18 protein-coding genes are annotated in these 21,562 nt (G+C 62.6%); 5 read left to right on the forward strand and 13 right to left on the reverse strand.

Annotated features, from left to right (window positions below; translation table 11 throughout):
- Window positions 1-306: 306 nt before the first annotated feature.
- The 8 genes from AC1RKI_RS28700 to merT all read right to left on the reverse strand — a co-directional run bounded on the left by AC1RKI_RS28700 (window position 307) and on the right by merT (window position 7,760).
- Window positions 307-3,273, reverse strand: coding sequence for a Tn3 family transposase (locus AC1RKI_RS28700; protein WP_001138070.1), 2,967 nt, complete (start codon window positions 3,271-3,273; stop codon window positions 307-309).
- A 2-nt stretch (window positions 3,274-3,275) separates the two neighbouring features.
- Window positions 3,276-3,845 carry a recombinase family protein gene (locus AC1RKI_RS28705; RefSeq protein ID WP_027982055.1) on the reverse strand — a complete coding sequence of 190 codons (570 nt, stop codon included), beginning with the start codon at window positions 3,843-3,845 and terminating at the stop codon, window positions 3,276-3,278.
- Window positions 3,751-4,752: a DUF3330 domain-containing protein gene (locus AC1RKI_RS28710; RefSeq protein WP_008652068.1), complete on the reverse strand. Its 1,002-nt coding sequence runs from the start codon at window positions 4,750-4,752 to the stop codon at window positions 3,751-3,753. Before AC1RKI_RS28710 ends, AC1RKI_RS28705 begins: the two co-directional genes overlap by 95 nt.
- A complete protein-coding gene (merE, locus tag AC1RKI_RS28715) occupies window positions 4,749-4,985 on the reverse strand; it encodes a broad-spectrum mercury transporter MerE (RefSeq protein ID WP_003132004.1) in 237 nt (78 codons plus the stop codon). The genes AC1RKI_RS28710 and merE overlap by 4 nt, the downstream gene beginning before the upstream one ends.
- On the reverse strand, window positions 4,982-5,347 hold the full coding sequence (gene merD / locus AC1RKI_RS28720) for a mercury resistance co-regulator MerD (RefSeq protein ID WP_000995360.1): 366 nt from the start codon (window positions 5,345-5,347) through the stop codon (window positions 4,982-4,984). The genes merE and merD overlap by 4 nt, the downstream gene beginning before the upstream one ends.
- Before the next feature lie 17 nt (window positions 5,348-5,364).
- Window positions 5,365-7,050: a mercury(II) reductase gene (gene merA, locus AC1RKI_RS28725; RefSeq protein ID WP_011514825.1), complete on the reverse strand. Its 1,686-nt coding sequence runs from the start codon at window positions 7,048-7,050 to the stop codon at window positions 5,365-5,367.
- A 71-nt stretch (window positions 7,051-7,121) separates the two neighbouring features.
- Window positions 7,122-7,397, reverse strand: a complete 276-nt coding sequence (merP, locus tag AC1RKI_RS28730) for a mercury resistance system periplasmic binding protein MerP (protein WP_003131987.1) — start codon at window positions 7,395-7,397, stop codon at window positions 7,122-7,124.
- A 12-nt stretch (window positions 7,398-7,409) separates the two neighbouring features.
- Window positions 7,410-7,760 carry a mercuric ion transporter MerT gene (gene merT, locus AC1RKI_RS28735; protein ID WP_006224622.1) on the reverse strand — a complete coding sequence of 117 codons (351 nt, stop codon included), beginning with the start codon at window positions 7,758-7,760 and terminating at the stop codon, window positions 7,410-7,412.
- A gap of 71 nt (window positions 7,761-7,831) precedes the next feature.
- Here merT and merR point away from each other — a divergent pair, with 71 nt between their 5' ends.
- Window positions 7,832-8,266, forward strand: coding sequence for a mercury resistance transcriptional regulator MerR (gene merR, locus AC1RKI_RS28740; RefSeq protein ID WP_003131969.1), 435 nt, complete (start codon window positions 7,832-7,834; stop codon window positions 8,264-8,266).
- Window positions 8,267-8,398: 132 nt separating this feature from the next.
- Here the strand turns inward: merR and AC1RKI_RS28745 are convergent, their stop codons facing one another.
- Complete coding sequence (locus tag AC1RKI_RS28745; protein WP_008642700.1) at window positions 8,399-8,644, reverse strand: hypothetical protein; 246 nt, start codon at window positions 8,642-8,644, stop codon at window positions 8,399-8,401.
- 272 nt (window positions 8,645-8,916) lie between these two features.
- Here AC1RKI_RS28745 and flgB point away from each other — a divergent pair, with 272 nt between their 5' ends.
- The 3 genes from flgB to AC1RKI_RS28760 all read left to right on the forward strand — a co-directional run bounded on the left by flgB (window position 8,917) and on the right by AC1RKI_RS28760 (window position 11,996).
- Entirely contained in the window at window positions 8,917-9,339 is a 423-nt protein-coding gene (gene flgB / locus AC1RKI_RS28750) for a flagellar basal body rod protein FlgB (protein ID WP_008642701.1), read from the forward strand.
- Window positions 9,340-9,533: 194 nt separating this feature from the next.
- Window positions 9,534-9,869, forward strand: coding sequence for a hypothetical protein (locus tag AC1RKI_RS28755; RefSeq protein ID WP_008642702.1), 336 nt, complete (start codon window positions 9,534-9,536; stop codon window positions 9,867-9,869).
- Between the two features lie 9 nt (window positions 9,870-9,878).
- Window positions 9,879-11,996, forward strand: coding sequence for a putative bifunctional diguanylate cyclase/phosphodiesterase (locus tag AC1RKI_RS28760; RefSeq protein WP_011229389.1), 2,118 nt, complete (start codon window positions 9,879-9,881; stop codon window positions 11,994-11,996).
- 96 nt (window positions 11,997-12,092) lie between these two features.
- Here AC1RKI_RS28760 and AC1RKI_RS28765 read toward each other — a convergent pair whose 3' ends face one another.
- Window positions 12,093-13,373, reverse strand: coding sequence for an MFS transporter (locus tag AC1RKI_RS28765; RefSeq protein ID WP_008642705.1), 1,281 nt, complete (start codon window positions 13,371-13,373; stop codon window positions 12,093-12,095).
- 513 nt (window positions 13,374-13,886) lie between these two features.
- Between AC1RKI_RS28765 and AC1RKI_RS28770 the strand changes: the two genes are divergently transcribed.
- The gene (locus AC1RKI_RS28770) at window positions 13,887-14,729 is read left to right on the forward strand and encodes a class I SAM-dependent methyltransferase (RefSeq protein WP_223277385.1); all 843 of its coding nucleotides are present in this window, start codon (window positions 13,887-13,889) and stop codon (window positions 14,727-14,729) included.
- A 736-nt stretch (window positions 14,730-15,465) separates the two neighbouring features.
- Here the strand turns inward: AC1RKI_RS28770 and AC1RKI_RS28775 are convergent.
- The 3 genes from AC1RKI_RS28775 to AC1RKI_RS28785 are packed head-to-tail and all read right to left on the reverse strand — an operon-like array spanning window position 15,466 to window position 21,502.
- Window positions 15,466-18,636 carry an efflux RND transporter permease subunit gene (locus AC1RKI_RS28775; protein WP_011229391.1) on the reverse strand — a complete coding sequence of 1,057 codons (3,171 nt, stop codon included), beginning with the start codon at window positions 18,634-18,636 and terminating at the stop codon, window positions 15,466-15,468.
- The gene (locus AC1RKI_RS28780; protein ID WP_011229392.1) at window positions 18,633-20,198 is read right to left on the reverse strand and encodes an efflux RND transporter periplasmic adaptor subunit; all 1,566 of its coding nucleotides are present in this window, start codon (window positions 20,196-20,198) and stop codon (window positions 18,633-18,635) included. The genes AC1RKI_RS28775 and AC1RKI_RS28780 overlap by 4 nt, the downstream gene beginning before the upstream one ends.
- The gene (locus AC1RKI_RS28785) at window positions 20,195-21,502 is read right to left on the reverse strand and encodes a TolC family protein (protein WP_008642714.1); all 1,308 of its coding nucleotides are present in this window, start codon (window positions 21,500-21,502) and stop codon (window positions 20,195-20,197) included. The genes AC1RKI_RS28780 and AC1RKI_RS28785 overlap by 4 nt, the downstream gene beginning before the upstream one ends.
- Between the last annotated feature and the right edge of the window lie 60 nt (window positions 21,503-21,562).

The following is a 21,562-nucleotide window of genomic DNA, read 5'->3' on the forward strand; positions in this document are numbered from 1 at the left end:
AGCGTGATTCGCTAGATCTTCTGCTGTCAGGGACTTTCACCCTCTACTCCTTGCCGGTTAGCCGGCGCACACTGTATATATATACAGATATGAAGCCATCAACCCTCACCGGTCACCGAGAAAACGGACAACAAATGTCGCTGCTGGCTGAGCCTCTTCCCGTGGGGCAAGCGGCAACTCGGGCAGTTATTGGCGACGCACAGAGCCACGTGCCTGCTGCGCCGATGGGCGGTGGCTCCCAATTGGATCCAGCGTCGATTCATCCGTCTCTTTGGGGTCGCCTCAGAAAACGGAAAATAAAGCACGCTAAGCCGGTTGCAGCGGTCGTAGCGGCCTGAACTTGCCCGCGCCGATCTTGGCGCTGCTGCGCCAGAGGTAATCGCCGGTGAGGTTGATGTGCTCCCAACCGAGCGGCGACAGGTACTGCAACAGCGCGTCATCAACGGCATGGCCGTTGCCACGCAGCGCGTGCGCAGCCCGTTCCAGATAGACCGTGTTCCACAACACGACGGCAGCCGTTACCAGATTGAGGCCGCTAGCCCGGTAGCGCTGCTGCTCGAAACTGCGGTCGCGGATTTCACCCAGGCGGTTGAAAAACACTGCCCTGGCCAGCGCATTGCGCGCCTCGCCCTTGTTCAGGCCGGCATGCACGCGGCGGCGCAGTTCCACGCTTTGCAGCCAGTCCAGGATGAACAGCGTGCGCTCGATGCGGCCCAGCTCGCGGAGCGCCACGGCCAGGCCGTTCTGGCGTGGGTAGCTGCCGAGCTTTCGGAGCATCAGGGAGGCCGTCACCGTGCCCTGCTTGATCGAGGTGGCCAGCCGCAGGATTTCGTCCCAATGGGCGCGGACGTGCTTGATGTTGAGCGTGCCGCCGATCATGGGTTTCAGCGCGTCATAGGCGGCGTCGCCCTTCGGGATGTAGAGCTTGGTGTCGCCCAGGTCGCGGATGCGCGGCGCGAAGCGGAAGCCCAGGAGGTGCATCAGGGCGAAGACGTGATCGGTGAAGCCCGCCGTGTCGGTGTAATGCTCCTCGATCCGCAAGTCGGACTCGTGGTACAGCAGGCCGTCGAGCACGTAGGTCGAATCGCGCACGCCGACGTTCACGACCTTGGTGTGAAATGGCGCGTACTGGTCAGAAATGTGGGTGTAGAACGTCCGCCCTGGGCTGCTCCCGTATTTCGGGTTGATGTGGCCGGTGCTCTCGGCCTTGCTGCCGGTGCGGAAGTTCTGGCCGTCCGACGATGAGGTGGTGCCGTCGCCCCAGTGCTCGGCGAAGGGATGGCGGAACTGTGCGTTGACCAGATCGGCCAGCGCCGCCCCGTAGGTTTCGTCGCGGATGTGCCAGGCTTGCAGCCAAGCCAGCTTGGCGTAGGTCGTGCCGGGGCAAGACTCCGCCATCTTGGTCAGGCCCAGGTTGATCGCGTCGGCGAGGATCGTGGTCAGCAACAGGTTCTTGTCTTTGGCCGGGTCGCCCGATTTCAGATGCGCGAAATGCCGAGTGAAGCCCGTCCATTCGTCCACCTCCAGCAGCAGTTCGGTGATCTTGACGTGCGGCAGGATCATTGCCGTCTGGTCGATCAGCGCTTGGGCGGTGTCGGGTACCGCCGCGTCGAGCGGCGTGATCTTCAAGCCTGACTCGGTGATGATGGCGTCCGGCAGCTCGTTGGCCGTCGCCATACGGTTGACGGTGGCAAGCTGTGTTTCCAGCAGCGTCAGCCGGTCGTTCAGGTACCGGTTGCAGTCGGTGGCCACGGCCAGCGGCAATTCGCTGGCCTGCTTGAGGCTGGCGAATTTCGCGGGCGGCACCAGGTAGTCCTCGAAGTCCTTGAACTGGCGCGACCCCTGCACCCAGATGTCGCCGGAACGCAACGCGTTCTTCATCTCCGACAGCGCGCACAGTTCGTAGTAGCGCCGGTCGATGCCGGTGTCGGTCATGACCAGCTTCTGCCAGCGCGGCTTGATGAACTCGGTCGGCGCGTCGGCGGGCACCTTGCGGGCGTTGTCGCTGTTCATGCCGCGCAGCACCTCGATGGCGTCGAGCACGTCCTTCGCGGCGGGAGCGGCCCGCAGCTTGAGCACGGCAAGGAATTCCGGCGCGTAGCGGCGCAGCGTGGCGTAGCTTTCGCCGATGCGGTGCAGGAAATCGAAGTCCTCGGGCTGCGCAAGCTTCTGCGCTTCGGTGACGCTCTCGGCGAAGGCATCCCAGGACATGACGGCCTCGATGGCGGCGAACGGATCGCGGCCCGCCTGCTTGGCCTCGATCAGCGCCTGGCCGATGCGGCCGAACAGCCGCACCTTGGCGTTGATCGCCTTGCCGGACGCCTGGAATTGCTGCTGATGCTTGTTCTTGGCGGCGTTGAACAGCTTGCCCAGGATGCGGTCGTGCAGGTCGATGATTTCGTCGGTGACGGTGGCCATGCCCTCGATGGCAAGCGCCACCAGGGTGGCATAGCGTCGCTGCGCCTCGAACTTGGCCAGGTCGGCGGGCGTCATCTGGCCACCCTCACGGGCGATCTTGAGCAGGCGGTTCTGGTGCACCGACCGCTCGATGCCAGAAGGCAGGTCGAGCGCCTGCCACGCTTTGAGGCGTTCGATGTGTTCCAGCATGTGCCGCGAATTCGGTTTGACGGGCGATTGGCGCAGCCAGGCCAGCCAGGTCGTTTTGCCGTTGTCCCGACGCTTGAGCAGATCGTCGAGGCGGCGGCGATGCGCGTCCGACAGCGGTTCGGCCAAGGCATCGTAGATGCGCCGGTTGGCGCGGGTGATTGCTTCGGCGCTCGCCCGCTCGACGGCGTTGAGGGCAGGCAGAATGACCGACTGCTGCCGCAGGTGCTCGATCAAGGTGCTGGCCAGCACGATGCCCTTGTCGGTCTGCAAGGCCATCTCGGTCAGCAACTGGACGGCCTGCCGGTAGTGGCCCATGGTAAAGGGCTGGAAGCCGAACACCGTTTGCAGTTCGACCAGGTGCTCGCGCCGGGTCTGCTCCCGCTGCCCGTATTCGTCCCAGCTTTCGACGCTGACCTTGAGCTGGTCGGCGACCAGTTTCAACAAGGGCGGAAACGGCGGCTCATCGACGCCCAGGATGACACCAGGAAAGCGCAGGTAACAGAGCTGCACGGCGAAGCCCAGCCGGTTGGCCGGGCCGCGCCGCTGCCGGATGATGGAGAGGTCGGTTTCGCTGAACGTGTAGTGACGGATCAACTCATCCTTGGTGTCCGGCAACGCCAGCAGGCTTTCGCGCTCGGCGGCGGACAGGATTGAACGACGTGGCATATTTACTGATCCGTTCTCAAGTATTGATACAGGGTTTCGCGACTGATTCCGAATTCACGAGCCAGCTTGGTCTTTTGCTCGCCAGCCTCGACACGTTGGCGCAGTTCGGCAATACGCTCAGACGACAGGGATTTCTTCCTGCCACGGTAGGCCCCGCGCTGCTTGGCGAGCGCGATGCCCTCGCGCTGCCGCTCGCGGATCAAGGCGCGTTCGAACTCGGCGAACGCGCCCATTACCGACAGCATCAGGTTCGCCATCGGCGAGTCCTCGCCGGTGAAGGTCAAATGCTCCTTAAGGAACTCGATGCGTACGCCGCGCTGGGTGAGGCCCTGCACCAGGCGGCGCAGGTCGTCGAGGTTGCGCGCCAGACGATCCATGCTGTGCACCACGACCGTGTCGCCTTCGCGCACGAAGGCGAGCAGCCGTTCCAGTTCGGGCCGCCGTGTGTCCTTGCCCGACGCCTTGTCGGTGAACACTTTATCCACCTGGATCTGTTCGAGCTGCCGTTCTGGGTTCTGGTCGAAGCTGCTGACGCGGACGTAACCGATGCGCTTGCGCTTCGAAGCGTTGATAACACTCCAACCCGCAGAAGTGCTCGACGTATTCCGCGCCTTCCGGGGTGAAGGCGGCATCGAGCGGGATTTCCTTGCAGCACACGCAGCAACTGGTGGTGGTCGAGTCACTTGCATTCATGGTGGCACCCCTCCATTGACTGACGAAGACGGCGAATGCCGCCGCCGGCATTGGCTTCGCGAACAGGAAGCCTTGTCCTGTGTCGCAGTCCGCTTGTCGCAATAGATCAAGACTCGCCGATGTTTCCACGCCTTCAGCCACCACATCCATGCCCAGCCCGTGCGCAAGCTGAATCACGGTGTGCACGATGGTTTGGTCGCGGCGGTCGTTGGCGAGCCCGGCGACAAACGATTGGTCGATCTTGAGCGTGCTGATTGGGCAGCACTTCAGATGTTGCAGACAGGAATACCCCGTCCCGAAGTCATCGGCGGCGAAGCGCACACCGATCTGCCGCAAGGCGTCCAGGGCGGGGAAGATCGCCGGATCACCAAACGCGACCGATTCGGTCAGCTCGATTTCGAGATACTCGGCGGGCAACTCGGCATCAGCCAGCACGCCCTTTACCCACCCGTCGAAGTCCGGTCCCACTTGGCTCGCCGAAACATTGACGGCCAGCCGGAACGGTCGCCATGCCAGCATTCGCCAGTCACGCATCTGGCGGCAGGCTTCGCCCAGCACCCAAGCGCCGATTTCAGGCATCAGGCCGGACGATTCGACCACGGGCAGGAACTGGCCCGGTGGCAATAGTCCAAGCGTCGGATGACGCCAGCGCAACAGGGCTTCCGCGCCGACAATCCCACCACTGCGCAGATCGACGACGGGCTGGTAGTGCAGTTCAAGCTGCCCGCGCTCGACCGCTTGGGCCAGTTCCGGCGTCGTCCATCCATCCGGCCGGAAAGCGCTCATTCTCTTTCCCTGAATGCCCGCAACGCCCGCGACAGGGACAGAAGGAACAGGCCGGTCAAACCGAGCGCCGCGATGACCCAATGCTCGCCGAGGAAAGCACCGGCGGTTGTGCCGGCCAGCACGACAGCGAGGATGGGCAGGTGGCAGGGGCAAGTCAGCACAGCCAGTCCGCCCCACAGGTAGCCGGTGATCGGTTTGTGCGTCTCGGACGGCAAGCGCTCGGGGTTGTTCATGGCAGACTCTCCGCGTGCTGTGCCGGCTCGGTCGGCAGGGTGGCCAACTGCACTTCCAGATCGGCCAACGCTTCGCGCCGACGCTCGACGAACTGACGCAGCAGGGCAAGCTGCGCGGCCGCTTCGTCGCCGTCCGCCGCATCCAGCGCCCGGCACAGCCGCGCCAGCGCGTCGAGGCCGATGCCCGCCTCGAAGGCCGCCCGCACGAAGCACAGCCGTTGCAAGGCGGCGTCATCGAACAAGCCGTAGCCGCCTGGTGTGCACGCCACCGGGCGCAGCAATCCGCGCAGCAGGTAGTCGCGCACGATATGCACGCTCACCCCGGCATCAAGAGCCAGCCGGGACACCGTGTAGGCGTTCATTGAACACCTCCTTTTTCTCACCCGGCGCAGCAGGAAAGCTGCTTCACATCCTTGTTGAAGGTCTGCGCCGCGAGCTTCAACCCCTCGACCATCGTCAGGTAGGGGAACAACTGGTCGGCCAGTTCCTGCACCGTCATGCGGTTGCGAATGGCCAGAGCCGCCGTCTGGATCAGTTCACCCGCTTCCGGCGCGACCGCTTGTACGCCGATCAGCCGATGGCTGCCTTCCTCGATAACCAACTTGATGAAGCCGCGTGTGTCGAAGTTGGCGAGCGCACGCGGCACGTTGTCCAAGGTCAAGGTGCGGCTGTCGGTCTCGATCCCGTCGTGGTGGGCTTCCGCCTCGCTGTAGCCCACGGTCGCCACTTGCGGATCGGTGAACACCACGGCCGGCATTGCGGTCAGGTCGAGCGCCGCATCGCCGCCGGTCATGTTGATCGCGGCACGGGTGCCGGCCGCTGCCGCCACATAGACGAACTGCGGCTGGTCGGTGCAGTCGCCGGCCGCGTAGATGTTCGGGTTGCTCGTGCGCATGCCTTGGTCGATGACGATGGCACCTTGCGCATTGACAGTGACCCCCGCTGCGTCCAGCGCGAGGCTGCGCGTGTTCGGTGTCCGACCGGTGGCAACCAGCAGTTTGTCGGCGCGCAATTCACCGTGCGTGGTGGTCAGCACGAATTCACCGTCCATATGGGCGACCTGGCTGGCTTGCGTGTGCTCCAGCACCTCGATGCCCTCGGCACGGAAAGCGGCTGTCACCGCCTCGCCGATGGCCGGGTCTTCACGGAAGAACAAGGTATTGCGCGCCAGGACCGTGACCTTGCTGCCCAGCCGGGCAAAGGCTTGCGCCAGCTCCAGCGCCACCACCGACGAGCCGATTACGGCAAGGCGTTCGGGAATGGTGTCGCTCGCCAGGGCCTCGGTGGAAGTCCAGTAGGGTGACTCTTTCAAGCCCGGAATCGGCGGGACCGCCGGGCTGGCACCCGCGGCGACCAGGCAGCGGTCGAACATCACGACGCGCTCGCCACCCTCGTTCAAACGGACGGTAAGGCTCTGGTCGTCCTTGAAGCGCGCCTCACCGTGCACAACGGTGATGGCCGGATTACCGCCCAGGATGCCTTCGTACTTGGCGTGCCGCAGTTCGTCGACGCGGGCCTGCTGCTGGGCCAGCAGCTTACTGCGGTCAATCGTAGGCACAGTTGCCGCAATACCGCCATCGAACGGGCTTTCCCGGCGCAGATGGGCGATGTGGGCGGCGCGGATCATGATCTTGGACGGCACACAGCCGACATTGACGCAGGTGCCGCCGATGGTGCCGCGCTCGATCAGCGTGACCTGCGCGCCTTGCTCGACGGCCTTCAGCGCCGCCGCCATCGCGGCTCCACCGCTGCCAATGACCGCTACCTGCACCGGGGGCTCGTTGCCACTGTGCTTTTCGGCGGCGGCCATCCATCCCCGCACCTTGTCGAGCAGTCCGACGCGGTTGTCCGCCAGTGGCGCATCGGCTAGCGTTGCCTTGTAGCCCAGTCCGGCCACGGCGGCAGTCAGCGCGTCCGGCGATGTGCCCGGCACGATGGCGAGTTGCGCTGTGCCCTTCGGATAGGACACCAGCGCCGACTGCACGCCTGGCACTTTTTCCAGCGCTTCCTTGACGTGCGCCGCGCACGAGTCGCAAGTCATGCCGGTGATTTTTAGATGGGTCATGCAACAGATCCTTTATCGTTTGTGGCGCCAGACAATGACGTCCGTTGTGCTGCGGTGCCGTTTTCAGTGACTCACTGCTTGACGCTGGACGGATAGCCCGCGTCTGCGGTTGCCTTGGTCAGCTTCTGCACGCTGGTCTTGGCATCGTCGAAGGTGACGACCGCTTGGCGTGTCTCGAAAGTCACGTCAACTTTGCTGACGCCTTCGACCTTGGAAATCGCCTTCTTGACAGTGATCGGGCAGGCGGAGCAGGTCATGCCCGGTACGGACAGCGTGACGGTCTGGGTGGCGGCCCAGACGGGGGCAACAACGGCGGCGAGGGCGAGGGAGGCAAACAGTTTCTTCATGGTGAACTCCGATCAGTAGAAAAATGGCATGACGTAGGGAAATCCGAGCGCGACCAGAACCAGCGCGGCCACGATCCAGAAAATGAGCTTGTAAGTAGCTCGCACTTGGGGAATCGCGCAGACCTCACCCGGTTTGCAGGCCGCTGCCTGCCGGTAGATGCGCCGCCAGGCGAAGAACAACGCCACCAGCGCCACGCCGATAAAGATGGGGCGATAGGGATCCAACACCGCCAAGTTGCCGATCCAAGCGCCGCTGAACCCCAAGGCGATCAGAACCAACGGCCCGAGGCAGCAAGCCGAGGCGAGGATGGCGGCAAGCCCTCCAGTGAAGAGCGCGCCGCGCCCGGTTTTTGGTTCAGACATGCGCTTGTCCTTTCGAATTGAAATTGGATAGCGTAACCTTACTTCCGTACTCATGTACGGAGTCAAGCGATATGGAAAACAATTTGGAGAACCTGACCATTGGCGTTTTCGCCAAGGCGGCCGGGGTCAATGTGGAGACCATCCGTTTCTATCAGCGCAAGGGCTTGTTGCTGGAGCCTGACAAGCCCTATGGCAGCATCCGCCGCTATGGCGAGGCGGATGTAACGCGGGTGCGCTTCGTGAAATCAGCCCAGCGGCTGGGCTTCAGCCTGGATGAGATCGCCGAGCTGCTGCGGCTGGAGGATGGCACCCATTGCGAGGAAGCCAGCAGTCTGGCCGAGCACAAGCTCAAGGACGTGCGCGAGAAAATGGCTGACCTGGCGCGCATGGAGGCCGTGCTGTCTGAGTTGGTGTGCGCCTGCCATGCGCGAAGGGGGAACGTTTCCTGCCCGCTGATCGCGTCACTACAGGGTGGAGCAAGCTTGGCAGGTTCGGCTATGCCTTAGCGTGCTTTATTTTCCGTTTTCTGAGACGACCCCTAGAGGCAAAAGAGCAGCACCGGAAGCCAGTCAACCTGGACGGATGACTGGCTCCCCTCACACTTGTGCAAGTGTCAAACTGGCATGGGCGTCAACCTGTCAGAGCCCGTGAGCGCCGTCGGTGAAGACGTCTCGCGCCCCAATACGTGCTCCGTCGGTGAAAACGTCACGCTTGTCGATGCGCGCGCCGCCGGCGTACACGTCGCTGGCTGAGGCTCCGGCGCGTGCGCCGTCCGTGAAGGGATCGCGAGGGCGATGGACCTGCCCCTCGGCGGGAGCGGCCACGGCAGTGCCTGCGAGGATCGAGAGTGCGGCGGTAAGAATGGCAGTGTGAAGCTTCTTCATGGAAAGTTCTCCGGAGTCATGTTGGCGAGTCTGTCTCGCTCACCGTGTGCACAGTCTATCGGCCCGACACGATCAGTCGAATGACTCGAATATTACGAACCGGTCATCTGAGGGAAATGCGTCCAAAGCAGGCGAATTCTGTACGGCACAACGGTGTCAAGATCATTGCAACTTGGTCATTTGAAACGTTGATAAATTGATCGCTTATCCTCGCAATGACGCGGAGTGGGGTAGGCTAGTCTGCCCTCTTCCGAATGCGTTGGAGAGGCGAGATGGAAACCGCATTTATCCAGAATGCTGCGCGTAGCGCGGAAAACGCTCATGAACTGGCGCTCAGGCTGCGCACTCGCCGGCTGGAGTTTCTGGCAGCCAATATCGCCAACGCGGATACCCCGAACTACAAGGCGCGGGACATCGACTTTGGCGCCGAATTGGAACGGGCGATGGCAAGCGGCAATGCGTTTGTGGGCATGGCGACGACTTCGCGGCGGCATTTGGAGTCCCGTCCGTCAGCGGCGGAGGAGGCATTGCTCTACCGGGTGCCGATGCAGTCCGGCATCGATGGCAATACGGTCGAGATGGACGTCGAGCGCGTGGCATTTGCGGAGAATGCGGTGCGTATGCGGTTTTCCATTCAGAAGACGGCGGGTGAATACAAGGACATGCTCAAGCTCTACCAGGATATGCGTCCCTAGGCGGTATCCACGGATACTCACTAGTAGGAGTAGAAACTCAAAGCATGGCAACTCTTGCGGGCCCACGTTTGATGGGTAGTCGGTGGCAGGAATGTCTGGTACAAACGGCCCGCGAAGGATGTCGTGCTGCGCCGGATTTGCGTGCGGTGCTTCCTTGGCGCGTTCGATCTTGGATCGGAAAGGTTAGTGTCGGAATGGAGAAACGTCGTCAGAAGCGATTGCGCGCCCACATCAAGGAGTTTGTCCTTCCGCCAATTACCGATGGGCTCGTGCTAGGGCGCGCCTCGCCAATTGGACACGTTGCGGTCGGGCGAGCACTCAGTTTGCTGTCAACCACGGCCTTCGAGCATATAGAAATCGACGACGACGTGATTTCTGACATCCTCATTCGAAAGGCGATTCTCAGAAAGATCCCCGCCGCAGAGCTCAAGACGTTCATCCTGGATGAGATCAAACCGGCCATGGGAGCCGAGGAAATCCTTCACCTGGCGCTGGAAGTCGAGTTGTTCGTGGATCAAAAGCTGGGATAAGGCTTGCAGATGGACACATTGCTTGTTTCGGAGTGCCTCGACCTGACGGCACGCCGCGTTGCGCTCGACCAGCGATATCGGGATCTGGTCGGGGTCAATCAGACATCGACGAACGTCTTCTCGGTCTTCGATGACGACGGCACGTTTCTCGGTGTCGTGACGGACCGGCAGGCGACGCTTTTTCCAGCACGGATTTTCGCGGATCTGATCGCACGACGTCCACCCGAGCCCGTGCAGGGGCATGCCAGCGCGATCCAGTTGCTCAAGCGCATGCGTAAGGAAGCTTGTGAGCACCTACCCGTCTTCGATGCGCAAGGGCGATACATCGGCATTGTCTCCATGGCGTCCTTGCTGGCCGAGTTCGTTTGTCGCAGTGACATCAATCGTCGTGAACGCGAGGCGCTGGTTAGCCAATTGCGTACTGAGCTGGAAAACCGCAAGATATCGGCCAATGTGCTCGAGTCAACTAGTGACGCGGTGCTGGTAACGGACGCTCGCTTGCGCATCCAGTACATCAATCGTGCCTTCACAGCCGCGACGGGCTATCCCGGCGCGGATATTGTCGGGCGGCCGGCCGGATTCTTACGGTCTGGCCGGCATGGACGGGGCTTCTACGCGGAGATATTTGCAACCCTGCGCGATGGCGGACGCTGGGAAGGGGAGGTCTGGCTATTGCGGGCGGACGGCTCGATCGCGCCCGACTGGGTAACGATCAAGACGGTTCACGACGAGCATGGCGAAGTGTTCAGTTTCGTGGCGATGTTCGCGGACATCATGCAGCGCGAAAGCCTGCGCGCCCAGTACATGCACCTTGCCTACTACGACAGCCTGACCGGTCTGCCAAATCGACGCTTGTTCCAGGACCGGCTTGGCCATGCGATCGAACGTTCGGCGAACAAGGGTACGGAATTTTCCCTGCTTTTCCTTGACCTCAACCGGTTCAAGGACGTGAACGATACACTGGGCCACTCGTTTGGCGATCGGCTACTCGAGGTGGTCGGGGAGCGCTTCAAGCGACTGGTGAAGGAAGCGGATTTTGTCGGCCGTATCGGCGGCGATGAATTCACATTCATTCTGCACGACACCGCGGATCCTGCTCAGGTCGAGTCGATCGCGCGGCGGATCTTCGATGAACTGGCCAAGCCGATTGTCCTGAACGGTACGCAAAGCTACGTCTCCGCGAGCATTGGGGTCAGCCGATTTCCCGCCGATGGCACGACCGCAGAAGCGCTGATCATGAATGCCGATGCGGCGATGTACCGCGCCAAGGAGGATGGCATCGGCGCTTGTCATTTTTTTTCTCGCGGCCTGCATACGAAGGTGCTCAAGCGCCTCGACATCTCCAACGCGCTGCACCGCGCGCTCGAGGCCAACGAATTTTCGCTGGCCTGGCAACCCCAGGTGTCGCTCACCACGGGCAAGGTCATCGGTGCGGAAGTCTTGCTCCGCTGGATGCGAGATGGCAGCGTTCCCGTCTCGCCGGCCGAATTCATTCCGGTAGCCGAAGAGACCGGGGTAATCGGCGCGATCGGGGATTGGGTATTGCGCGAATCCTGTCGATACGTCGCGAAGCTCGAGGCACTGGCGATCGATCCGGAATTCAGGGTGGCGGTGAACTTCTCGCCCTTGCAACTGAGTTGGCACAGGCAGGAGCCTGTGCTGCAGACTATCGCGCAGTTTGGCGTTGATTGTCGGCGCTTCAAGATTGAGCTGACGGAGAACGCGTTGTTCGTGCACGAGGAAGGGCTGCTAGAATTTGTGCGGGAGCTGGGCGCCGCGGGCGTCGGAATTGCCATCGACGATTTCGGGACTGGATACAGCAATCTGTCCAGTCTGAAGCACTTACCGGTCACCGAACTCAAGATTGATCGCGCCTTTATCCATGACATGCAAGGCTCGCACAGCGACAGGCAAATCGTGCAGGCCATGATTAGCATGGCGCATATGCTTGGGCTGCGCGTCGTGGCCGAAGGGGTCGAGTACGTTTGGCAAGTGTCGGTGTTGCGGGAGTTTGGCTGCGAGGTGGGGCAAGGCTACCTGTTCAGCCGGCCGATCGACTTTGACGCGCTGGTCAAGCTACTCGATGCGCCCGCCGTCGACGTACAGGCGATGCTTGCCGACGGCTAGGCGATCTTTGGCGTCCCGACGGTCGGCACGACCGCGCGGATGGCTCGTGGCGGGGACTCCCGCACTGCGCTCGATCTCCGGGCGATGTGGCGAGATTTAGATGTGCCGTAATCTCGCCAGCATGACTGTGCCGGCCGCCATGGTGATGGTGGCGAATGCGAAGCCGAGGACAGGTGATAGCGCCGACCAGATGAGACCGACGCCGGCGCTCGAGATGAACTTCGCCGTGCCGTTCGTGGTGCCGAGCGCGCCGATGCTCATGGCCAAGGTGTCAGCCGACACCATCTCGGCGATCACCGTCGGCTCCAGGGCTTCCTGGACGGCCGTGTACAGGCCCGCAAGCAGGAAGACGGCCGCGAGCAGTGCGAGGGTGTTGACGTGGAGCCAGAACGTGATGGCCATGAGCAGGCCGGTCATCGCGCCTAGCGCATAGCCAAGCACGAGAATGCGCAGCGCACCGACGCGATCCGCCAGCATGCCGACTGGAAATGACGCCGCCGATTGCACGACGTTTCGCCAGACGTAGAGGCCACCGGCGATTTGCGCGGCCTGCACGATGCCGAGTGCGGGGGTCAGCAATTTCGTGGCGCCGAGGATCAACAGGCTGTGGGAGAAATCACCCATGCCAAACAACCCGACGGCGCCGAGATAGCGCTTGAATTTTGGCGGAAGGCCGCGCAAGGCCCGGAAAAATCGCAGCCCGGGATTTGGGGAAAATGCCGGATCCTTGACGAAGCCGAGGAAAGCCAGGACGGCCAGAACCCCCGGGATGACACTTAGCCATAGGACCAGACGGAACGGACCGATGGGGTCGTTCCACCCATGATGGCTTTGGGCCCAGCCAAGCAATGCGACACCAAGCAGCGGTCCGACTACTGCGCCAATCGTATCCATAGCCCGATGAAACCCGAAGGCACGGCCTCGCGCGCGCGGCGGGATTGCCTGGATGACAATCGCGTCGCGAAGCGGGCCGCGCAGCCCTTTTCCGAACCAGGAAATGATTCGCCCCACAAGTAGCATTGGCCACGCCGTGGCCAATGCGATTGCGATCTGACCCGCAGGCGTCAGGGCGTAGCCGACCAGCACCAGAAGCTTTCGATGTCCGAGCTTGTCGGCGACGTAACCCGAAATCATCTTGGTAAAGCTCGCCACCGCATCGGCCAGGCCTTCGATAAGTCCCAGAACCGCCGCCGGGATCCCGAGTATTGCCAGGAAGCCGGGCAGGATGACGGTGGTGGTCTCGTAGCAGAAATCGCCTAGTGCACTCGTGAGCCCGGCACCGACAACGGTGCGATTCAGCCATTCTCGCTGCAGCGGCACGGGGGCTGCCGGGGGCTTGTCATTCGACAGCGGTGCGGTGTCCTTTGAATCTGTCATGCTGTCTCGCGATCGGGCGCATTGCCCACGACGATCGAAACCAAAGTTGGCCAAGGCCGGGCTGACGAAAACGCTGAGCGCACTGGTCTGGCGCGGCGCTGTCCAGGAAATCCCTAAAGTCTGCAATCACAAGTCGCCACAGGCGCGGTGTGGATTGTCGGCGTCGAATCCATGACATCGTTCGCATCTGTTGGAAAAAGGCCGCGCCGCCGTGCATGTTGTCCGATGTTGCCGCAGATAGCAACGGGTGCGGCGCCTGGTAATTTCCCCGTCATGTTTGCGACAGGTCATCTCCATAAAATCGAATGTCAGCCTTCTGACCGCGCGCATGGATGTGTGAGTCGGATACGCGTCCAGACGACTTCGCCAGCACGCCGCCGCATCGCGCGTGGGCTCAACGCCAGCCTGGGTGAGTACGAGGATTCTGCAAAGCGATGGAGGGCCCCTTGCGGGAGGGCCTCCGATTTCAATCTGAGGCCGGCGATGCGATCGTGCGTGAGATGTGGCAATGCATTGTCCACGCAGGGGTGGCATTGCTGGTCCTGCGACTGGCAGCCGCCGTCGACATCAGGCATTGTGTGCCTCGCACCCGAACTGATCGGGGATCACGATGGGAATCAAGCGTCGCTGTTGCGGGAATTTGCGCACGTTGAAGACCGGAACTTCTGGTTTGCATATCGCCGCCGACTGATCATCGAGGCCTTGTCTCGGTGGTTCCCGCAGATTGAGTCATTCTTGGATCTGAGCTGCGGTGCGGGAAAATTCCTGGATGATTTCCGGACATGCTATCCGGCCGCCACGCTGGTCGCGGCCGACCGTTGCGTGGATGCACTACGCGAGGTGCGCCGGGAATATGGCTTTTCCTGTTTGCAGATGGATCCTATGCACCTGCCGTTCGCGGACGCCTTTGACGTCATCGGGGCGTTCGACGTCCTGCAGCATGCCGCGTCAGACGGGATAGTGCTTGACCAGTTGCGTAAGGCTTGTCGCCAGGGTGGCGGTATTGTCGTGACCGTACCGCATCAACGAACGCGACGACTGCGCGGCAATGCCCCGAGGGCGCCAGAAGCGCGCTACACGCTTCCCGCACTGATTCGCAAGGTCAATGCCGCAGGTTTCACTGTCGTACACAGCCAGACATTCTGCACGTTGGCATTGCCGCTTATGACGCTGAGCATGAGCAAGCAAAGGACGCGTCCGTTCCCCATGGCGGTTGGCGACCATCGACGCCGTGGTCCCATCCTGAATGACATGTTTGGCGGACTCTGCATGATCGAGAGGCAATTGGAGAAGGGCGGCGTGCGGTTCGCCAATGGCGATGGTGCGCTGATCGTCGCCGTGCGCCGATTCGCTTGAGGATGGCGTTCACTGAGTACGCACGAGAGGCGGCCTGCCACACAGGGCGATTGGAAACTTGAACCGATATTACGTCTTCGATTTGCCGCATGGCGTGCTGTCCTCGCTATTGCTGGTTGCCGTGCTCTGCATCATTGCGTTCCTGGCATTTGTCATCTATCTGAATCGCACCTATGGTCGCGGGCGCCCGCGGCTGCCGCGCCGGGGCCGGCCCCGAAAGAGCCCTCGCTCTGGCCGTCGGAAATAACGGCGGCCTACCCGCGTTCGTACAACTTGGCGTCGCCGCTGTTGGGCCGCAGCACTGTCCGCAAGGTCATTTGCGCAAGCGCCCTGGTTTGGGACTCTTGCTGCGGTGCTTGCGAGGCGGCGGTTGGCTGCGATGCAGGTGCCGGGCTAGCAGGACAATCAAGCTGAGGATGGTCACCAGCCCGACCAGAATTACCGCGACGACCGCGGGCGGCAGATGCAGGATGGGAGGCGGACGCATACGGGGATTTTCGGGCCTGGTGTGCTAGCTGTCCAGAAGGTGGGTCGCGGCGATTTGCCGACGGAGGGTGCCCTACGTGTTGCGGGAGCTCACCAGCGCGGTGTCTTGATATTGTGGCGGCACCTCGAGCAAACGCCCGGGAAGTGCCGTAGGGCGGGTGCCCTCTCATGGATGCGCGCCGCACTGGTGAACGTTCCCAATGCACTGAAGACTGGCCTGGCGGCCCCCGGGACTCGCCAGGCACAGTTGCTACACGGCCCGCTCCAGTTCTGCCTGCTTGGCGGTGGTGGAGGGCGAGGGCAACAAGCGCCGGCGCAGCAACAGATATACGGCGGGCACGACGAACATCGATAGCAGCGGCGCTGTCACCATGCCACCCACCATTGGCGCAGCAATCCGTTGCATGACCTCAGACCCTGTGCCATGTGACCACATGATCGGAATCAGGCCCGCCAGGATGACCGCCACCGTCATCGCCTTCGGCCGGACGCGCAATACCGCACCCTCCTGGATGGCGTCGAGCAACGCATCTAGCGTATCTTCACCGCGCGCCAACCGGTCGTGCCACGCGTGCTTGAGATACAGCAGCATGATGACGCCGAACTCTGCGGCCACACCCGCAAGCGCGATGAACCCAACTATCCCAGCCACAGAGAGGTTGTAGCGCAACAGATACAGCAGCCAGAAGCCGCCTATTAGGGCCAAGGGGAGCGTGCCCATGATCAGCATGGCTTCATCCAGCCGGCCGAAAACTAGATAGAGCAGTACGAAGATGATCAGCAAGGTAAAGGGGACGACGACCTTGAGTTTGGCCGTAGCACGCTCCAGATACTCGAACTGGCCTGACCAACTGAGGGCATACCCGGCGGGCATTGGTACGGCCTTCGCCACGGCGGCCTGCATGTCACGCACGGTGGACCGAAGATCTCTGCCGCGAATGTCAACATATACCCAACCGGAAAGACGTGCGTTCTCACTGCGCAACATCGGTGGGCCCTGCATGACAGTAATGCGGGCCACATCGGCCAGCGCAATCTGTAAGCCGCTGTCGGTCACAATTGGCAGGCGCCGCAGTGCATCGATGGAGTCCCGATCGTCGCGCGGATACCGAACGTTGATGGGGAATCGTGCGAGTCCATCGACCACCTCACCAACGGTTTCACCCCCGATGGCCGAGGAAACAATCGATTGGACGTCCTCGATGTTCAGACCGTAGCGGCCTGCTGCCGCGCGGTCGATGTCGACATCGATGTAGCGCCCGCCCGTGAGCCGTTCGGCCAGCGCAGATGTCACGCCGGGGACTGTCTTGACGGCCTCTTCAATACGTGTGGCGAGTCTGTCGATCTCCTTGAGGTCCGTGCCGGCGACCTTGATACCCACGGGACTCTTGATGCCGGTCGCGAGCATGTCAATGCGATTGCGGATCGGCGGTACCCAGATATTGGACAGGCCCGGTACCTTGACAATGCGGTCCAATTCTTCGACCAGCTTGTCGGTTGTCATGCCGGGACGCCACTGATCCTTCGGCTTAAAGCGAATGGTCGTCTCGAACATCTCAATCGGCGCGGGGTCCGTCGCACTGTCGGCGCGGCCGGCTTTGCCAAACACGGACGCCACTTCAGGGACCGTCTTGATCAGCCGGTCGGTCTGTTGCAGCAACTGCGACGCCTTGCCGGCCGCAAGCCCTGGCAGAGCGGAGGGCATGTAGAGCAGATCGCCTTCGTCCAGCGGTGGCATGAATTCCCCGCCAGTGCGCATGATGGGCCAGGCGGTCGCAACCAGGAGCACGCCCGCCAGCGCCACGGTGGTCTTGGGGTACCTGAGCACCTTGTTGAGCAGCGGGTGATAAGCGCGGATCAGCAGGCGGTTGAGAGGATTGGCTTGCTCGGAAGGGATCTTGCCACGAATCATATAGCCCATTAGCACGGGGATCAATGTGACGGAGAGACCCGCCGCCGCCGCCATGGAGTAGGTTTTGGTGAACGCCAATGGCGAGAACAACCTGCCCTCCTGTGCCTCCAGGGTAAAGACTGGAATGAACGACAGGGTGATGATCAGCAATGAGACGAACAGGGCAGGACCGACCTCTGCGGCCGACTCACCGATAAGGCGCCATCGCTCTTGCGCCTCAAGTTCTTGCTGTGGATGCTTGACGTGCCAGTGTTCCAGGTGCTTATGGGCGTTCTCGATCATGACGACCGCGGCGTCGACCATCGCGCCGACTGCGATTGCAATACCCCCCAGTGACATGATGTTGGCGTTCACGCCCTGATAGCGCATGACAAGGAATGCCGCCAGCACGCCAAGCGGCAACGAGATGATGGCGACCAGTGCCGAGCGCAAGTGAAAGAGAAAGAGCAGGCAGACCACTGCGACGACCGCAAACTCCTCCAGCAGCTTGGTGGTGAGGTTGTCGACTGCGCGACTGATCAGCGCCGACCGGTCGTAGACGGTGACGACCTCGACGCCGTCAGGCAGGCTTTTCTGCAAGGTCTGCAGTTTGGCCTTGACGGCGTTGATCGTCTCCAGCGCGTTCTTCCCCGATCGCAGGATAATGACCCCGCCCGCGACTTCGCCTTGGCCGTTGAGCTCCGCGATGCCGCGGCGCATCTCTGGGCCCAGTTGAATCACGGCGACATCGCCCAGTCTGACCGGAATACCGGCGTCGCTCGTCACGATCGGCACCTGCCGAAAGTCATCCAGCGTCTTCAGGTACCCGGTAGCGCGCACCATGTATTCGGCTTCACCCAGTTCCAATACTGAGCCCCCGGTTTCCTGATTGGCCCCCTTGAGTGCGGCCAGCACCTTCCCTTGTGACAGGTTGTAGGCGCGAAGCCGGTCGGGCAACAGCACAATTTGGAACTGCTTGACCATCCCGCCCAACGAGGCAACCTCTGCGACATTGGGCAAGGACTTGAGCTCAAATCGCAAGAACCAGTCCTGAAGGGCGCGCAGCTGTGACAGGTCATGCTGTCCGCTCTTGTCCACGAGCGCGTACTCATAGACCCAACCCACGCCGGTAGCGTCGGGACCAAGCGCAGGCTTGGCGGCGGCCGGCAGCCGGGACTGGACCTGGTTCAAGTACTCAAGAACGCGTGAACGGGCCCAGTACAGGTCGGTGCCGTCCTCGAACAATACGTAGACATAGGAGTCGCCGAAGAACGAGTATCCGCGCACGGTCTTCGCGCCGGGCACCGACAGCATCGTGGTGGTCAGCGGATAGGTGACCTGGTTCTCCACAATCTGGGGAGCCTGCCCAGGGAATGGGGTGCGAATGATGACCTGCACGTCGGAGAGGTCGGGCAGGGCATCCAGTGGCGTACTTCGCACGGCCCAAAGCCCCCACGCGGTCAGCATCACCGTGGCAAGAAGGACCAGGAAGCGGTTGCGGATGGACGCAAGGATCAGACTGGCGATCATGGCTTGGCTCCCGCGGTCTGGACTTGCGGCGCGACGGTGACGAGCGTCGCCATGCCGTGGGGATCCAACCGGAAGCTGAACGCGACGCGATCGCCCGCTTTCAGTCCCTGCGGAAGGCCGGCAGGTGGCGCGGCAAACTCCATTGTCATGGCGCCCCACTGGGCTGACGGGATGGCCTCGTGAGCGATGATCAGGCTGCGCTCGCCGATGGACTGGATGCGCCCTACTGCACGATGCTCGGGGCCAGCGGCCGACGCCTCGGAGGCGGCGCTGTCAACCGGGGGGCCGGAAGTAGTTTCCTGCATGCGTGCGACGGTCCCGCGCAGGCTCGCTTCTGAATCAATGAGGAACTGTCCGGAAACCACGACTTGCTGGCCCGCCTTCAGGCCCTCGAGGATCTCGCTCTGGCCACCGGCGGTTGCGCCCGCCTTGACTTCTACCGGATCAAATCCACCTTCGCCTTTGGCCACCATGGCAATGGTGCGCGCTCCGGTCCGGATTAGTGCCTCGCTGGGCACGAGCAGCCGTTCTGTTGCGCCCGCCGGCACCATGCGTACCGACACGAACATGCCCGGCAACAGTTTCCTGTCCTTGTTCTGCAGTTCGATCCGTACCTTGATCGTGCGCGTACCGGCGCTGACGTCCGGCAAGATCGTGTCCACCTTGCCGGGCAGCGCCAGATTCGGCAGCGCCGTGGTGCTTGCCATTACCGCCTGGCCAGGCCGCAGGGCAGCCGCCTGGCTTTCAGGCACTTCGGCGAGCACCCACACCGTTGCCAGGCTGGCGATGCGAAAGAGCGTCATGCCAGGGGGAACGGTCATGCCGTCCCGAGCGCCGACCTCAGTGACAATGCCGTCGACCGCGCTATTGACCGTGAGCCGCGGTTGGAGCTTGCCGCTTGCCTGCACTACGCGGATCTGGCCGTCTGTCATGCCTACCTGCCGCATGCGCGCCACCGCGGCGTCGCGCAGTTCGGGCTGCGGGTTACCCGGCATGCGCGCGACGGCCAGGTACTCTTCCTGCGCCGCCACCCAGTCTGGCGAATAGACCTGGGCGAGCGCCTGGCCTTTGCGGACCGTTTCCATGGTGGTCCGCACGTAAGTGTGTTCGACGAACCCGGTGGTTCGCGCCTGAATGACTTCGATGCCGCGCTCGTTGATGGCGACATTGCCGGGGACCTGCAGGGCCATCTCCAGCCGGCCGAGCTTTACTTCCGCGGTCCGGACGCCGAGGTTCTGCGTCACGCGGCCGTCGATGCGCACCGCGGCGCCGTCGGCATTTTCCTCTTCATACACCGGTATCAGCGGCATATCCATGTAAGGGGATTTGCCCGGCTTGTCAAAGCGCTGCCCCGGTACCATCGGGTCGCGCCAGTAGAGAATCCGTTTGCCGGTCTTGAGCTCGGCGCCCGCGGCCGGATCATGGCCGTCGTGGGGCCCATTGACCGTTGCGGATCCGGAAGCTTGCTGATGACGTTGCTGTTGTCCAAGGTAATATGCGCCACCCAGGCCCGCCGCAACGGCGAGACTCATCGCGACGCGCGCGATTGCGGTCGTTTTCATGGTTGATCCCCTTGCGTGGATGCCGGCATTGCTTCAGTCGCAAGCGGCATCAGGAAATTGAGCTCGGCCCACAGCCGGGCCGTCGCGGCCTCCAACTTCAGGCGTTCCAGCGAGAGATTGAGCGCTTTGCGGCTCGCGTCGGCGACTGCGGAGAGCGTGCCGGCACCGGCGCGATACGCCGTCAGTGCTGCTTCTGTCTGCGTTCTGGCCAGCGGCACCGTGACGTCGCGATAACGTTCCAGCCGCGACTGGTTCAGGCCGAGTTCGGCTCGCTTGCCGCGCAGTTGGCCCTGTAGCCCACGTCGAACCGCTTCGGCTTGGGCTCGCGCTGCATCGGCCTGTGAGAGCTTCGCGGCGAGCTCACGATCTTGCCGGTTCTTCCGATCCCAGGGCAAAGGCAGGGATAGGTTGACCGAAACCATGTTCGAGTACGCTGGGCCGCGCTGGCTGTACATCAACTCCACGCTGACGTCCGGAATCCTGTTTTCCCGCGCCACGCTGCCCTCGGCCTCCGCGACGCCGACCTGGGCCTCGGCGGTGGCCACATCGGGCAACTGGGACACGACGCTGCCATCGAGATTGGCGAGCCACGCGGGTATCGCAAGCGTCGGACTGTCACCCAGGGGGCGCACGGCGGCGTCACCGACCCAGCGCTGCAGCATTGCTCTGGCTGTCGACACAGCGGCGCGCGCCTCGTCCTCCCGGTCGCGCAATTGCTGCAACTCAAGTTCAGCGGTCAGGATATCGGTCCGGGGGCCGCGGTTGCCACGATAGGCAGCGCGGGCAGCGTCGATCATCAGCCCGATGGACTGCGCCTGTTCCGCCAGCACGACGGTTGCCCGCTCGGCATAGAGCCGATCGAGCCACGCCTGTGCCGCGCCACGCTGTACGGCGGCGAGCGCGGCCGTGCGTTGCGCCTGCGCCGACGAGGCCTCGGCCTCGAAGCGTCGTGCGCGCGCTTCACGCTTGGCTGATCGCGTCAGTTCCTGCATCACGCTGATCGAGCGCATCGTCATCGATTCCGTGCCGATTGAGAAGCGATCCCGTCCATCGGCGGGCACGTTGTTGACGCCAACCTTGAGAACCGGGTCCGGCAGTTGCCTGCCCGCAACCGCCATTTCCAAGGCGGATTGGATTGCTGCGCGCGACGTCTCAGCGTCCGAGGCATGCGCCGAGGCGAGCACCACGGCTTCCTGCAACGACAGGGGTGCGGCCGATTGCGCCCATCCGGGATGGGCGGCCGCGATGAGCGAGAGGGCGAGCGACCACCGCCGCCCGCGCGCTAGGGGAAAACGCAAAAACATAAAGCCTCCACAAAGCAACGACTCCCTTGGTCTTGACGACTCAGGGCACGATAGCGGACG

This window comes from Cupriavidus sp. GW822-FHT06G04 (assembly GCF_058799075.1).

Bases quoted from the DNA above. Each gene is read 5' to 3' on its own strand.
- AC1RKI_RS28700 (WP_001138070.1), bottom strand. From the start codon at position 3,273: ATGCCACGTCGTTCAATCCTGTCCGCCGCCGAGCGCGAAAGCCTGCTG.
- AC1RKI_RS28710 (WP_008652068.1), bottom strand. From the start codon at position 4,752: ATGAGCGCTTTCCGGCCGGATGGATGGACGACGCCGGAACTGGCCCAA.
- merE (WP_003132004.1), bottom strand. From the start codon at position 4,985: ATGAACAACCCCGAGCGCTTGCCGTCCGAGACGCACAAACCGATCACC.
- merD (WP_000995360.1), bottom strand. From the start codon at position 5,347: ATGAACGCCTACACGGTGTCCCGGCTGGCTCTTGATGCCGGGGTGAGC.
- merA (WP_011514825.1), bottom strand. From the start codon at position 7,050: ATGACCCATCTAAAAATCACCGGCATGACTTGCGACTCGTGCGCGGCG.
- merP (WP_003131987.1), bottom strand. From the start codon at position 7,397: ATGAAGAAACTGTTTGCCTCCCTCGCCCTCGCCGCCGTTGTTGCCCCC.
- merT (WP_006224622.1), bottom strand. From the start codon at position 7,760: ATGTCTGAACCAAAAACCGGGCGCGGCGCGCTCTTCACTGGAGGGCTT.
- merR (WP_003131969.1), top strand. From the start codon at position 7,832: ATGGAAAACAATTTGGAGAACCTGACCATTGGCGTTTTCGCCAAGGCG.
- AC1RKI_RS28745 (WP_008642700.1), bottom strand. From the start codon at position 8,644: ATGAAGAAGCTTCACACTGCCATTCTTACCGCCGCACTCTCGATCCTC.
- flgB (WP_008642701.1), top strand. From the start codon at position 8,917: ATGGAAACCGCATTTATCCAGAATGCTGCGCGTAGCGCGGAAAACGCT.
- AC1RKI_RS28755 (WP_008642702.1), top strand. From the start codon at position 9,534: ATGGAGAAACGTCGTCAGAAGCGATTGCGCGCCCACATCAAGGAGTTT.
- AC1RKI_RS28760 (WP_011229389.1), top strand. From the start codon at position 9,879: ATGGACACATTGCTTGTTTCGGAGTGCCTCGACCTGACGGCACGCCGC.
- AC1RKI_RS28765 (WP_008642705.1), bottom strand. From the start codon at position 13,373: ATGACAGATTCAAAGGACACCGCACCGCTGTCGAATGACAAGCCCCCG.
- AC1RKI_RS28775 (WP_011229391.1), bottom strand. From the start codon at position 18,636: ATGATCGCCAGTCTGATCCTTGCGTCCATCCGCAACCGCTTCCTGGTC.
- AC1RKI_RS28780 (WP_011229392.1), bottom strand. From the start codon at position 20,198: ATGAAAACGACCGCAATCGCGCGCGTCGCGATGAGTCTCGCCGTTGCG.
- AC1RKI_RS28785 (WP_008642714.1), bottom strand. From the start codon at position 21,502: ATGTTTTTGCGTTTTCCCCTAGCGCGCGGGCGGCGGTGGTCGCTCGCC.